This window comes from Bdellovibrionales bacterium (assembly GCA_016716765.1).
In the GTDB taxonomy this organism is placed as follows: domain Bacteria; phylum Bdellovibrionota; class Bdellovibrionia; order Bdellovibrionales; family UBA1609; genus JADJVA01.
On sequence record JADJVA010000004.1, the window covers coordinates 171,991 to 185,341 of the forward strand.

Here is a 13,351-nt window from a genome sequence, read left to right on the forward strand (position 1 = left end):
CCGAGGTTCATCATAGTTGGGATCTCCTTGTAAACACTTCTGATAAAATGAAATCAGCTTTTCTATCTGAGGTATCTTTTACTGAGTTTTTTTAACTAAGTCCGATAGACGGTTGATTCTTTCGTGTTCGCAAGTTGCTGCCGCTTTCTTAATCTCTTCGCATTTTTGTTTGATTGCTGGCCATGAGCCGGAGGTACAATCTATTCCGTCAAGAAAAGGTGTTGAAACTGGTAAAACTGAGTCAATGTAGGATATTTGATCGAGGACCAGCGAATTGACCGCTTCATATTTTCTTGCAGCATTGTAGAGTCGAACCTGGGCCATTTTTTTTTGACCATCGCTGAATCCTGAGCATTTTGAAAGGTATGTTTCAAAAATTGGATTGATTCTGTCCTTAAATCGATTGCTCAGGTATGAGTTCAAGTCGGAAGTGTCGCGAAAATTGGATGTGCCTCCTTTTGTTGCTAAATATTTTTGAAAGCTTTCAACGGGACCTTGACATGCTTTTGCTTCGCTCTTGTATTCAAAAAAGAAGGAATTTTTATCCGTCAAGTCATCCTCAATCCAATTTTGCAGAGTAGGTGGGCAGTCAACTGTCGCATTAGATCTCGTCGCGGGTTGAACTGGCCGTCCAGGGGTTAATTCCGATGTGGCCGTCTCAGAATATGACCAAGCCACTGAGGGATCAGTTAGAATCTCTGCAAACTGCAGCGTAAAAATGATGATTCCTAACAGTGACAATTTCACTCTTTAAATATCGGAATACGGACTTAATAATTAAGAACTGTAACTTTTGGAATCGTCTTTAAATAATACATTACTGTGGCCGATCGAGTTGATCGGCCATCAATTAGATCAATTAGGGCTTTTCAGCAGATGCGCCCAAGAGCCCCCGACATCTACCAATTATTTCTCTCGCCGGCTGAATGACTGCGGAGTCAATTGCCCTCTGAGCGGGCTGAACGACATGAGTATCGTAGGCTTCTACCGCTCGATCGGCAGTTACTTGGATTGCCCCAGCCGGTAAGTTTGTCCCGCGACTGTGTATCCACGCATAAATGAGTTTGGAAGCAACGTCATTCATGGGCTTAATATTGAAATTCTTCATGATCCGATTGTTGAACTCAACGATCATCATGTGCACACCACCTGAAGCAACTAAAACGGCGTAGAGGATAAAAGGCAAGTGAATTTGCCAGACATAATAGGAAACGGGGTATCCAAAGAGCAGTGCATAGGGTAGTACCCTGGCTATTCGGAAAGAATTGAGAAATGCGTCCGGGATCAACGGAAGAGAACGTTCAACCATCTTCCAGAACCCCGGCTTATAGGAAGTCTCTTCATTACGAAAAAAGGCCTCTGCAACTCGAACAACTCCAGAGAAGAATTTTTCACCAGGTTTTCCCACTAAGGCTCGACGAACAAACTGCAATCTTCCAGGATATTCAGGAGAATCAGATCTCATGTGGTCGTGACTGTGTACAGAACGCTCAACGTAGATATCCAAAAAATGTTCTGTAAAAATCTGTGCTTCGTATATGACCCGCTCTTCATTTGTCAGGGTTTTTGTATAGGCAACTTCATTTGGGAGCCCCAGAGCATTTTCTGTTCGAAATACTGCCTGAAGAATAACTTCTTGAACAAATGGGGAATTGTCAGGATCTTCAATGTGTAAGCCCACTCTCCCACCCATCGATTGAGCGAGGGGAACTCTTGCTTTGGCATCCTCGACCCACTCATTCTGGGCCTCAGGATCTAGCTTGATATCGAAGGTATTTTGATAGCGCTCGGACAAGCTAGCCCATAGTTTATCTGAGCTTGATTCACCAGGCGAGCCAGACGGCGCAGCTTTTTCGGACTCAGTTTTTCTTAGAGCCCGTTGCCATTGCATTTTTTCATAAAACGATTTTTTTGGCGGCGTGTAGTTCTGAATTTCTGCATCGGCCACCGCTGCTTGATGGAGCTCATGAATTCCCTCCTCTTTGTAGATCTGGTAAAGAAAGGGATCTTTGCAACAAGATCAGGGCGGGCTGCTAGGCCTTTCTCAGCTCTTGCCCCAAACTGTGTCTCCAACTCTGAATCAAATTCAAGCGTTTCTGGTTTCTGGTCATAGGTAGCGAAAAATGATCTGTGAATTAATTTTGCCATCGCGAGAGCAGCTTCCCGAGATCCCGCCATTTCGACCCAGGATTTGGGCAGAAGTTCTAAATTACGCTCGATTCCCTCGGTGCTTGTTGCGCTCATGGCGTAGACGACGCTTCTTGCCGTGACAACATTTCTCGTACTGTTGATTGCCAGGGCCTGATAAGCTCCTGCAATGACAGCACCCAAATACCTAAAGGGTGGGATTCTTGCGTATCCGTAGTGAGCAAGCCTGATTTCCTCCCCTATTGTTGTTACGAATTCAACAAATCCTTGTCTGGATGTCACCGTTTTAATTGGAGCTAAGGCTCGGGCTTTTATTTTACTGAGACTGTGGCTCGCCAGTGTCAGAGCGCTGACTGTTTGGTTTCCCACTTCGGACGGATTGTCTTTATTTAATCTCTTGGCTATTCGAAGAGCCCTGTTTACCGCAGGCCGTACCAAGCCCCAATGTCTATCCCGGAGGGTGTACTCAAATTTCTCAAGTTCCTCTCGTGCTTGTGCGCCGCCCCCTTCATATGCTTCATACTCATGGGCTTGAGGTAATGAAAATCCCATTTTTGAAATTACCTTTCGCATAAAACTGAGGGGGTCAAACAGGAACTGACTTTTATCAGGTAAACCAACATTTTTAAATCGCGTTTCCATGACTTCATTGGTTCGATCTCTTAGCAGGATCTGATGCTTAGGGGAGTTTGGATTCAGGCCCCCTTCTGTCATTTGTCTTCTGACCTGCTTTTCAACGGACTCCAGGTTAATCATTTTTACGTCAGCTGAATAGCTATGGGCTCCAGCTTGCAAATAGGACAAAAAGTTGCGCAAAATCTCTGCAGACACGAAGGCTGCAGTCGCTCCTCCAGCCGCAATCTCGGCTCCGAAGTGTTGAAGTAAATACGGATAAAAGATAAGGAGATCCACGCCTAAGAGGAAGGCATCCGTCATTCCAAACACAATTGCCCCAAGCCAAAAAGTCTTATAATTCATCGCCAGTTGTTCGTTTTGGCGCATCTGAAAGCCCATTGTGAAATCCCAAGCTTTTCCGACTAATTTGTTGTCGTGGAGAAATCTGTCCTTTAGATATTCCAAGGTATGGCGAATACCTTGTGGAATCATGGAAAGAGAAAACCACTGAGCGTGTGAGAATACGTCTAAAAAGGCCTTGCCCGCATTCGCTTCTTTTTTAAATATAGAATCCTTGCCTTTGACATAGGGATATTTTTGTTTAAATTTCTTTTTGTACACAGTCAGTTTCATGTACAGACTTGCAGCAGCAACACTTGCCATCATGCCAGTCACAATCATGACTCGCTCGCTCAAGTCGACAGTCAGAAAGCCCTGCCAATCGATTTGGGGGGCAAGGGCCACGGCTGCTGCACCTGTTCCACCGTAAAGAATTGCGTTTGTCAGCCAGAGCTTACGGCTTGATGGGCCTTCCACCTCTCCATTACCGTTGTGACCGCCACCATTTGCAGTAGGGCCGCCGTCGTTGCCAGCAGCAGGCGGACTGCTGGCTGCTGGTGCTGCCTCTGCACTGGCTTCAGTTTGCCTTTCTGCTGTGCCTCCGAGACGCTTGAAAAAACCTCTCATTTTGTTTAGGAGACCTACTTTTGTTCCAGAATCCTCTTCGCTCGCTGTTGCTTTTGGAAGAAGCGCATTTGAAATCGTGTCAAGGAGGCGTTCCGCCCTGCTTTTATTGATTGCGACCAGCTGGCCATTCCGAGAAGCAGGAGCCTGAGCATTGGCTTTGTACTTGCCGATTTCTGGCAATTGGCCCGAAAGAAAAAGACCAAAGGCGGCCGTGGTATAGGGGCGGGGCAGAACTGTGCTGCGATCCATGCCTTGTCCTTCAAGGACCGTCCAGGTTTGTGCGAGGATGAGATTTTTTCGCCCCACCTCTTCCATAGCTGTAAAATCAGATCTATCAATGGGCAGACCCTCGTTGGCCTGATCATAAAGAACAATCTGGTCAGTCATGATCCATTCAAATGAGTGCTTGAGATTTGTCCACCCCTCGCCTGGTAGTGCGAAGAAAAATACGGGGACTGAAGTTTCATTTTGGGATGCGAACGCGAAGTCCTTTTTTGTAATAAAGAAAACTCCCTCGCCAGGGCTCTTTTCGTTTGGATTTTTATTCTTGAATAATTCCAGCGAGTCTGCAGAGAGGAGCACGTATTCAGGTGTCTCTAAAAGGGGAGTGAATTTTTGCTTCAAGTGAAGCTGTTTAGATACTCCGCCGAGACCAAGATGAAGATCTCCCGTGGCATCCTTTTCAAAAAAGGCCCGCATAGGTTCAATACTCTCGGTCTGAGTCACAGAAGTCCATTCTTGACTTCGCATAAAGAAGGGATCTTTGTCTACGAGGGGGTTGTCATTATCGAGCCTCCAAAAACTCCCTTTCGGTACAATTGGTTCTCCAAGCGCAAATTCAGTCAACAAGGGCATTTCCTGATCGAGTGCACCCCAATAAGCCGTCTGAACATGCTGAGCCAGTTGTTTTCGGTCTATGCCACCGGAGTCATCGGTTAGGCCTGTGTTAGTTTGAGTGCCCAGGGGATAGCTTGAGGCCTGGCGGACCGCGCCAGAGGAGTTTCTTGTTGGAGTGGCAACCTGAGAATAGGCAGCGAGCGGTGCTAGGATCAACTGTCCTGAAATGACAAGACTGATAAGACCGCGTAAATTAAAAACTGTCTGCTGCCTACAATGTGCCATGCTCGAACCTCCTTAGTCCAAATACATAAAAATCGATTGAGAGTTGAATTCACCCTGGAATTTCCAGATATTGATCTTGCTGGCCTTTTCAGTAGCCCATAAATATTCGCTGCGCAACAATTGAGATTTTTTGTAATTGTTATTGCTGGGAGGGGTGAATAGTTTTCCTTTTTGTCATTAATAAAAGTTATTCTTATTATTACAAAAAGTTTTTTAGTATTTTAGCGAACAAGCTTAAGGCAAGAGCCGCGCGACCCGAGTGCTATAAAATCTTGAATCAAAGTGAATTGATAAAAGTGATTTGAGAGCAATGCGTTTGCTTTCATTCTTTCAAGTGAGAAGCGGTCAACAGATTTCAATTCATCGAGGACCTGCTGTTTATGGGAAGCTAAACCAAGACCACCTTGCTGGGTGTACAAAGAACCTTGGGATAACGAAGAGAACCATGTTCCCATCTCAAGGAAGAAATTCTTTGGGAGAAAGGCCGAAGCGGGCTGAGTGGTCATCAGCACGGATCGGAAATATTCGGAAGGCCCCCGACTCTGAGTATTACGAACCCGACCGCTGAATAATTTTTGAATACTTTCACTTTCTAAATCAATTGATCCCGTCTCCTTGGAGACGCCCGAAACCTCAGATTCAAGGCTCTTTCGGAGAAAATCAAACTTCATAATTCTAAAAAATAGATCCTCCATTGCCAGAGTGGAAATTAAAATTTGCCCCGCTTGCGTTTGCTGGAACAGGGGGAGCGAAGAGCGAGAAAAAAGCTTGAGTCTTGGCTCGATATAGTAGGCGATAGTAAGAGTGTGGATCAATTTCTTTAGTAATGGAAATGCTTCCAATCGAGAGTCGGGAGTCCAAATAAATTTGTCCCCATCAATGACCTTAATGAAACCGAACCACTTCTCTCCATTTGTTTCTGACTGGGAATAATCTGAGGGTGTTCGAATGCGGCGGAGGGAAGGGAGGGAATTTCTTCTTCAAAAAGCCATTGGCTCCTGTTGCCTTGGCTCAATAAAGAAATTTCTAAAATATGAAGAAAAATAGAGGCCTTGACCTTGAGGTAAGAGACGTCATCCGGAAACCCCCGTGGTTTGGTCTGAAATAGTGCGGAAGTTTTGGTCTCGGCTATTGCACTCAAGTAGTTGAGATCATCCCAGCCTAATTTTGGGATTGTCAGATTGGCCCTCGCCAATGAAATTTGCTGTTCCAGTTTCATGAGGTGATGGGTTGAATCGCTCCAAGAGGTGCCATCAATAGAGCGGTCTGGGTGAAATCCGCCATAGCAAAATTGGCCAGAGATCAAATTAAAGAGAACCAAGCTCGTTAAGACAATTGTTGAGCCTCTCTGTTTTTGGGAGATCTTGTTCCGCATTTTCAAACCTCCTTAGCTTTGTGACAACGCTCTGCATAACAAAAGGCTGTACTACAATTGGACCAAAGGAGAAAGATCAAATTGTGGGACAATGAACTAATTGCAAATTCCCATTCTCTGGAAGACATGCCCCAATCCAGCCATATTCGATCCCTTTCCTTAACTATGAAGAGGGAGATTTGTTTCATTGACCCCTTCTTGTGCATTCGGTAGCCATTGAGTTTTTGGGGGTAACCATGACATTAGCAGCAAGCGAAAAAAACCTCACTCCACTGATGACCCAATATTGGGAGGTAAAGAATCAGCATCCAGACAAAGTGATACTTTTTCGGATGGGAGATTTTTTTGAAATGTTTCATGAGGATGCCCGCATTGCGGCTCCCATTCTGAATATTGCCCTCACCCAAAGAAACAAGAAATCGGCGGATGATACGCCGATGTGTGGGGTTCCTCATCACAGCATCGCTGGCCCCATCATGAAATTGCTTGCAGCTGGCAAAAAATCGCTATTTGCGATCAGATTGAGGACCCAAAGCAGGCAAAAGGCCTTGTGAAGAGGGCTGTGACCCGCTGTTTGAGTCCTGGAATGGTTTATGATCCTGATACTTTGGATCAACTTGCGGCCAATTACCTTTGTGCCTACGATTCTGAGAATGTCAGCTTCTTGGATACGACCACAGGAGAGGCATTTTTTTACCGTGAAACAAGTGCTGATGAACAGAGGCGACTGATGAAAATACTTTGCCCAAGAGAATTGGTGCTGGGAGAAGGGCAGCGTGCAGAGTGGTTGGATGGCCAGTTTGCGAGTTCACATGATGGATCTTTCACGTTTAATCAAGGTTCAAATATGATTTTGTCTGGCCACAAGCTGAACGAGTCATTGCTATCTGAATCCTTGAGAGAGAGCTATAGAGTCTTGCCCGTCAGCGCCTTGCGAGTTTTGAGCTATGCCTTATCGATGCAGGGGGCGGAGCTCAGTTCCACTCTGGGAGAATTTGTAGAGAGACGCCTTGAAAAGAGGCTTGTGATGTCTCCCACCGTGCTCAGGCACCTGGAGATATTTTCAACCTACAAGGGAGACTCAAAGGGGAGTTTGTTTTTTGCGATCAATCGGACGAAGACCTCGGCTGGTGGGAGGTGCTTGAAGAGTTGGCTGCAGTTCCCTCTCGCTGATGAAAAAGAAATTAATCAGAGGCTGGATCGCTTAGAAAAGTGGACGAACTGTCTTGATGATTTACAGGCGCTTCGCAGGACACTGGCCGCCATGGGCGATGTTGAACGACGCCTTGGGAAGATTTCCAGTCCTAGCTGCTCTCCTCGGGATGTGGAGTCTTTAAAAGACTCCCTTGAAGTCGGCCTTTCCATTCAATCTTTTTGTGATCAGGATGTGGACCCCTCTCTTTGGCAGACCTGTTCGCAGCTCACGCGAAAAATAGATCAAATACTCGAAAACGACGCTCCCCCAAGTTTTAAAGACAGCGGAATTATTCGGCAGGGATTTGATCCCCAATTGGACGAATGGATTCGGTTGAGCGAGGACAGCCAAACACTGCTGGCAGAGTTAGAAGCGCGCGAGAAGGCCGCGACCGATATTTCTTCGTTAAAGGTTCGCTACAATGGTGTTTTTGGGTTTTATATTGAGATCACAAATGCCCATAAGACGAAAGTCCCCAGTCATTATCTGCGGAAACAAACATTGGCTAATGCGGAGCGGTTTACAACCGACGAGCTGATCGAGCTCGAAAAAAAGGTTTTAACTGCGCGGACAAAGCGCCTTGAGTTGGAGCGCGATATATTTGCACAACTTCGCCAGCACATATTGCGAGCCTCTGCCGATCTGTTAGTTCTCTCTAGAGTTTGGAGTGAGCTTGATATTGTGAGTTCGCTGGCCTGGCTCGCGTTAGAATACAAGTACTGCCGACCAAAAGTGTTTGCAAACGGACAATTGCATTTGAAATCAAGTCGTCATCCAGTTGTAGAACAAGAGGTCAATCGGCGATTTGTTCCAAATGATATTTCTTTGGATGAAGGACAGTGCTTGTTGCTAACCGGGCCCAATATGGCCGGCAAATCGACTCTGATGAGGCAAGTTGCCATTTCTGCAATTCTCGCTCAGGTCGGAGGTTTTGTCCCTGCTGAGTCGGCCTCAATGCCGATTTTTGATCGAATATTTACGCGCATTGGAGCCAGTGACTATATATCGGAAGGCCTTTCGACTTTTATGGTTGAGATGCAGGAGACCGCAGAGATGTTGCATGAGGCCGGCCCGCGATCCCTTGTCATTTTAGATGAGGTGGGACGAGGGACTTCCACCTATGATGGAATGTGTTTGGCTCAAGCTATTCTTGAGTTTCTCGTTGAACGAAAACAATCCCTCACCTTGTTTGCAACCCACTACCATGAGCTGACCCAGCTAGAGTCTCGCCTTGGGCGAGTGAAAAATGCCCATATGTCGATCGTGGAGAAATCTGGTGACATTCAGTTTCTGCACACTTTGGTCGCGGGACCCGCGAACAAGTCTTATGGCATACAAGTGGCGAAATTGGCGGGTCTGCCAAAGGAAGTCACTCAGAGGGCGCAAGGGCTTTTGAAGAGAATTGAAGTCTTTAAGTCGTCGACTCCGGGGCAATTGACCTTTTTGGATTACAATTCGCCAGCGAGCTCGGTGTCTTTGGAATCTTCGGCGTCTTTGGTTGGAGAGAGTCAACAGGAAGCCTTGTTTTGATTTTAATGTCGTTTTAGAATGCCTCAATGGCAAAATCATTTTTGAATGCAGCAGAGATCGCGGAAGGACTGAGGGGCTTTCAGGCCTCCGGTCAATGGCTCCCATCTGAGGGAGGTCAGGGAATTGAATTCTCTGAGTGGTTGCAAACAAAGCTTGTCGCAAGATTAAGTCAGATTCCAGAATGGGCAGAAGTAGGAGCTGTGGCTCTCGGATCTTGGGCACGGGGAGAATTAAGTCCTCGTTCAGATATTGATGTCCTGCTGGTCGGGGATGAGTCAAAGATTTTGTCTTTTGTGACGAAATTGACTTCTGAGGGTGTCAAGCTTCGATATCGAGTGCCCGAGGATATTCAGGATTGGACGGTGGGAGTAGAGCCATTTGATGTTTTGGCGGTGCTTCACGGTCGAGCTCTGAACGAATGCGTCGCAGAGGCTCTGGAGCATCAAAAGACAATGATTCGGAAACGAGGAAGCCGGTTTTTAAGAACTCTCATGAGGGCCATGGGGGAGGAGCGGAGGGAACGCAATCGGCGCTACGATTCTATTACCAATTATCTTGAACCAAATTTGAAATACGGACCTGGGGGGCTGAGAGATCTTCAACAGGCCCTTTATGTTCACGAGCTTTTTATTCAGAAATTTCAAGATCAGGTGAGTCATCATTCACTCGAAGTTTTTGCAAAATATCGTCAGTTTTTTCTGACAATCAGGCGTCGTCTTCATTTGATGGGAAGCGGAGACAGCGTCAGCGCTGGAGATCAGAAGGAGCTCGCCCTTTGGTTCGGATATACCGAGGTGAAGAGCTTTATGCGAGATATTCAGGTGGGTCTCAGCCGAGTGAGTTTTTACGCCGATTGGATGGTCAACAGAGCGAGAGCTTCTAAGAAATGTATTGCAGAGGTAGAGAACCTTGCTCTCAACAGGGTGAGTGATTGCTTTGCAGCTCTGCAGTTTGATCCATCAAGGCTTGTGCAGGCTAAGGTGCGTTCTGTCATTGAAAATTTGGTTCAACAAAATCCAGATATGACTTCGGTCGGAAGATGGCTGACGAAGTATTTTCAGATCGATCAATCGGAGGAATATTTACTGGCCCTTTTTAAAGCAAGAATCATGGATTGTTGTATTCCAGATTTGAAAAGAGTGGGGGGCTTGGTTCAGCATGACCAATATCATCGGTTTACAGTGGACGCACACCTTCAGCAGGCCATACGAGAGGTTCAGAGAATTTATCGACGTCCCAGTCGAGTGGGAAAACTGAAGCTCCTGGTTAAGGAAATGACCCCTGACGACTGGAAAATTTTGATGTGGACGGCTCTTTATCATGACTTAGCCAAGGGCTTGGGCGGAGATCATTCGCAAAAAGGAGCTGAACTCGTCAAGCGTGATTTCATCGCAATGAAGCTGCCTCTGAGGTTGACTGTCGAAGTGGCCTGGATGGTCGAAAGACACCTGGATATCTCCACTGCTGCCTTTCGAATGAATCCCCACTCTTCATCGACCTGGCAAAAATTGCATCGGCTTGGGATCGAAGGGAATCGGCTCAAGCGGTTGACGCTATTTACAGCGGTAGACATCATGGCGACCAACCCCGAGGCTTGGTCGAATTGGAAAGAACGGTTGCTGATGGATCTCTATTCTGTTGTGACCTCTCCGCGAGCGGGTAAATTCGTCAAGCTTCTGGAGGGAGCTGATCAATCAAAAGTTCGATTGAGCGATGATTTCATTGATAAGTTAGATCCCTCTCTTCCGGAACAAATTCCTGATCGATATCTTTTGGCAGACTTTCGGAAGTTGCAAGGTTCTGGTCGTGGTGATCTGGAATTGTTTATATGGAAGGCAAAGGGAAAGGAATATTGGATTCGCTTTCACAGTCGTGAAGATCGGCCGGGTCTTTTTTTGGAATGGACAAAATACTATTTGCCTCCGGCTGTCAGATTCTGCAGGCGGTCGTTCAGACCTATGAGAATTTCGGTGCTTATGATTGGTTTCGGGTCAAATCGTCCCGGACGCCGGCACAGTTAAAAAAATGGATGTCTTTTATTGATCTGGAGAAGGTGAGCCTGCCTGAGGCAAAGTTTGACCGAGTGAAGCTTGTCAATCAGGATGAAAACGAGGCTGTTCTCAGTTTTCGCGGAAAAGACAGCCCAGGCCTTTTGCTGACCGCGGCTCAGGCCTTGGCGCAAGAGGGATGCAGTATTCGCTGGGCAAAGGCCTTCACTTGGGGGCGTCAGGTCGATGATGTTTTCGGAGTAAAACTGGAGCCTGATCTTGCAAAGAGGGTCGAGAATATAGCTAGAAAAACGACCTGAAATTGTGCTTACTTTACAGGCAGCTTATCCTTTGATCTAGGTAGAGCTTAGAACAAAATCAAATAATTGAGCCAAGATAACCCTTATATAATCTTTAAGAACAGAACCTAAAAAAATCAGTCCAGTTTAAAAAAAAATTGGAAAGAAGGACTTGCGAATCATTGGATTTCTGGGCAGACTTTAATACAGGTGGTCAGATGGGGGCCATCGCATGATCTAGGAAGCGGATCTTTTAATAATTAAAACACCTAATTCGGGGGAGGGAGCAAGGATGCTCAGAGATGTCCTGATTCAAAAAGGTCTATCAAACCGCGAGGCAGAAGTAGCTGAGCTGGTAACGAGGGGCTTATCCAACAAGGAAGTTGCGAACCAATTGTTCGTTACAGAGAAAACAGTGAAGTTCCATTTGACTAACATCTATAAAAAGATGAACGTCAAGTCGCGCGCCCAGCTGATCGTATGGTGCTTACCGCACTTCGGGTTCGTGGAAAAAGAAGAGCGTCAAGCAGCACAAGAAGCGAGTAATAGCCTTGGCATTGTTGGCGGATCTCAGAATGTGATCGCCGATACAATACCCGCGGGAAGTCAGACAGTTGCCTCTAGCATGTCTATTCCCACAGGAATTAATCGCGGACCTGGTGCTGACTCTTTCGGTGGTAATTGATTCGCGTTTTTTGAATTGTTAATGTTTAACAGAGTGGGTTTGTGTGGTGGAAGCTCGTCCTGTGAGTGACTCGGCAGTCGTCATGACGGAGATGATACTCCCTTCCCACACAAATTCGCTTGATAGTGTCTTTGGCGGCGTAATCATGTCCTGGATCGACATTTGCGCCGCTATTTCTGCCCTTCGGCATTGCAATCGTCCGGTTGTCACCGCCAGTATTGACGCTGTGAATTTCATGGCTCCAGCCTACAAGGGATGGATTGTCACTTTGGTTTCATCCGTTAATTACGTTTCCAGAACTTCAATGGAAGTGGGCGTTCGAGTTGAAGCTGAACACTTGGTAAAGAACGAAAAATTCCAGATTGCATCGGCCTATCTCACGTTTGTCGCGCTTGATGATAATGGCAAACCCATGCCTGTGCCACAGGTCATTCCTCAGAGTGTCGAAGAGAAGCGCCGCTATGAGGCCGCAAAAAAACGCCGGGAATTAAGACTTCAAACAAAGAAATAAATCTCACAGAAATAAATCTCACAATTGAATTGTCTGAATTGCCTGGCGTGGTTGAACTGCTGAAGTGAAATTCTTCTGAATCATCTTGAGACAGTTGAATTGTCTATGTGTTGGTCGATTGCTGGCAAGAGTGATCGCTTTCAGCATTATTTTTTCAAATATTTCAGATTGAGATAAGGTGTTAACTTATTGAATTGAGGGAGTTTTGCAGCTTCTTTTAAAGGACCAACTCTGAGCACTTTTATTGCAATCAGAAGAGAGGAGTAAAGTGAGAATTTGTTAAAGGGGAACGAAAATGATGATCCGAATGATGATCCGATTTCTTGCTGGTCTATTTTCTTTGGTTATTTTGTTTGGAAATCTGATTGGTCTTGATTTAGGCGTGGCCTTCGCGAGTGGCGAAGCCTGCACTTCATTAATCGCACAGCGGGATGCCATTTCAAGTCAGCCTCCCCAGGTAAAGCCAGTGTGCGGAAAGCCTTTTTATGCGGCTCTGGATTGTTGTCTCACCCCAGACAGTTGTTCTTCAGGCGGCTTACTAGGCGGCTTTGGTGGTCAGGCCATCAATGATGCTGCTAAGAATATGGCAGCTAATGGGGCCATGCTCGGGCAGGCGGCTCAAATGGCTGCAAGCAGTTGCGCTAAACTCCGCAACACTTGCTATGAGGCTTGTCAGGCCGAACTCAAGACCCTCAACCCCTCAACCGAATCTGTTTTCCTCCAGGGACACACCACGGCGATCAGGTATTGCGAAGGAGTTTTTCGGGAAGCTGAATCTTGCCTGATGGCCGTGGTGGCGCAGGCATCAAGCGTGGTCGCACAGGCCTCGTCGGTCGCAACGCAAACGGCGGCAGCGACCGCCCTCACAGGTGCGAGTGCATTGGGGGGGAAGCACCGGGGGTTCCGGCGGAGATAAT

12 protein-coding genes are annotated in these 13,351 nt (G+C 46.6%); 7 read left to right on the top strand and 5 right to left on the bottom strand.

Annotated features, from left to right (window positions below; all coding sequences use genetic code 11):
- Positions 1-78 precede the first annotated feature (78 nt).
- The 5 genes from IPL83_01975 to IPL83_01995 all read right to left on the bottom strand — a co-directional run bounded on the left by IPL83_01975 (position 79) and on the right by IPL83_01995 (position 6,226).
- Positions 79-741: a hypothetical protein gene (locus tag IPL83_01975; GenBank protein ID MBK9037921.1), complete on the bottom strand. Its 663-nt coding sequence runs from the start codon at positions 739-741 to the stop codon at positions 79-81.
- Positions 742-859: 118 nt separating this feature from the next.
- Positions 860-1,948 (bottom strand): hypothetical protein, encoded by a 1,089-nt coding sequence (locus IPL83_01980; GenBank protein ID MBK9037922.1) that lies wholly within the window; start codon positions 1,946-1,948, stop codon positions 860-862.
- Positions 1,870-4,851: a hypothetical protein gene (locus IPL83_01985; GenBank protein MBK9037923.1), complete on the bottom strand. Its 2,982-nt coding sequence runs from the start codon at positions 4,849-4,851 to the stop codon at positions 1,870-1,872. Before IPL83_01985 ends, IPL83_01980 begins: the two co-directional genes overlap by 79 nt.
- Before the next feature lie 221 nt (positions 4,852-5,072).
- Complete coding sequence (locus IPL83_01990) at positions 5,073-5,522, bottom strand: hypothetical protein (protein MBK9037924.1); 450 nt, start codon at positions 5,520-5,522, stop codon at positions 5,073-5,075.
- A 149-nt stretch (positions 5,523-5,671) separates the two neighbouring features.
- Positions 5,672-6,226 (bottom strand): hypothetical protein, encoded by a 555-nt coding sequence (locus tag IPL83_01995; GenBank protein ID MBK9037925.1) that lies wholly within the window; start codon positions 6,224-6,226, stop codon positions 5,672-5,674.
- Positions 6,227-6,462: 236 nt separating this feature from the next.
- Between IPL83_01995 and IPL83_02000 the strand changes: the two genes are divergently transcribed.
- The 7 genes from IPL83_02000 (at position 6,463) to IPL83_02030 (ending at position 13,350) form a co-directional block, all read left to right on the top strand.
- Positions 6,463-6,780: a hypothetical protein gene (locus IPL83_02000; protein ID MBK9037926.1), complete on the top strand. Its 318-nt coding sequence runs from the start codon at positions 6,463-6,465 to the stop codon at positions 6,778-6,780.
- Positions 6,666-8,951 carry a DNA mismatch repair protein MutS gene (gene mutS / locus IPL83_02005; protein MBK9037927.1) on the top strand — a complete coding sequence of 762 codons (2,286 nt, stop codon included), beginning with the start codon at positions 6,666-6,668 and terminating at the stop codon, positions 8,949-8,951. The genes IPL83_02000 and mutS overlap by 115 nt, the downstream gene beginning before the upstream one ends.
- Before the next feature lie 26 nt (positions 8,952-8,977).
- Positions 8,978-10,972: an HD domain-containing protein gene (locus tag IPL83_02010; GenBank protein MBK9037928.1), complete on the top strand. Its 1,995-nt coding sequence runs from the start codon at positions 8,978-8,980 to the stop codon at positions 10,970-10,972.
- Positions 10,973-10,980: 8 nt separating this feature from the next.
- Positions 10,981-11,259, top strand: coding sequence for a hypothetical protein (locus tag IPL83_02015; GenBank protein MBK9037929.1), 279 nt, complete (start codon positions 10,981-10,983; stop codon positions 11,257-11,259).
- Between the two features lie 271 nt (positions 11,260-11,530).
- A complete protein-coding gene (locus IPL83_02020) occupies positions 11,531-11,923 on the top strand; it encodes a helix-turn-helix transcriptional regulator (GenBank protein ID MBK9037930.1) in 393 nt (130 codons plus the stop codon).
- Between the two features lie 82 nt (positions 11,924-12,005).
- Entirely contained in the window at positions 12,006-12,434 is a 429-nt protein-coding gene (locus IPL83_02025; GenBank protein MBK9037931.1) for an acyl-CoA thioesterase, read from the top strand.
- A gap of 295 nt (positions 12,435-12,729) precedes the next feature.
- Positions 12,730-13,350 (top strand): hypothetical protein, encoded by a 621-nt coding sequence (locus tag IPL83_02030; protein MBK9037932.1) that lies wholly within the window; start codon positions 12,730-12,732, stop codon positions 13,348-13,350.
- The last annotated feature ends 1 nt before the right edge of the window (position 13,351 follow it).

Bases quoted from the DNA above. Each gene is read 5' to 3' on its own strand.
- IPL83_01985 (MBK9037923.1), bottom strand. From the start codon at position 4,851: ATGGCACATTGTAGGCAGCAGACAGTTTTTAATTTACGCGGTCTTATC.
- IPL83_01990 (MBK9037924.1), bottom strand. From the start codon at position 5,522: ATGAAGTTTGATTTTCTCCGAAAGAGCCTTGAATCTGAGGTTTCGGGC.
- IPL83_01995 (MBK9037925.1), bottom strand. From the start codon at position 6,226: ATGCGGAACAAGATCTCCCAAAAACAGAGAGGCTCAACAATTGTCTTA.
- IPL83_02000 (MBK9037926.1), top strand. From the start codon at position 6,463: ATGACATTAGCAGCAAGCGAAAAAAACCTCACTCCACTGATGACCCAA.
- IPL83_02010 (MBK9037928.1), top strand. From the start codon at position 8,978: ATGGCAAAATCATTTTTGAATGCAGCAGAGATCGCGGAAGGACTGAGG.
- IPL83_02015 (MBK9037929.1), top strand. From the start codon at position 10,981: ATGTCTTTTATTGATCTGGAGAAGGTGAGCCTGCCTGAGGCAAAGTTT.
- IPL83_02020 (MBK9037930.1), top strand. From the start codon at position 11,531: ATGCTCAGAGATGTCCTGATTCAAAAAGGTCTATCAAACCGCGAGGCA.
- IPL83_02025 (MBK9037931.1), top strand. From the start codon at position 12,006: ATGACGGAGATGATACTCCCTTCCCACACAAATTCGCTTGATAGTGTC.
- IPL83_02030 (MBK9037932.1), top strand. From the start codon at position 12,730: ATGATGATCCGAATGATGATCCGATTTCTTGCTGGTCTATTTTCTTTG.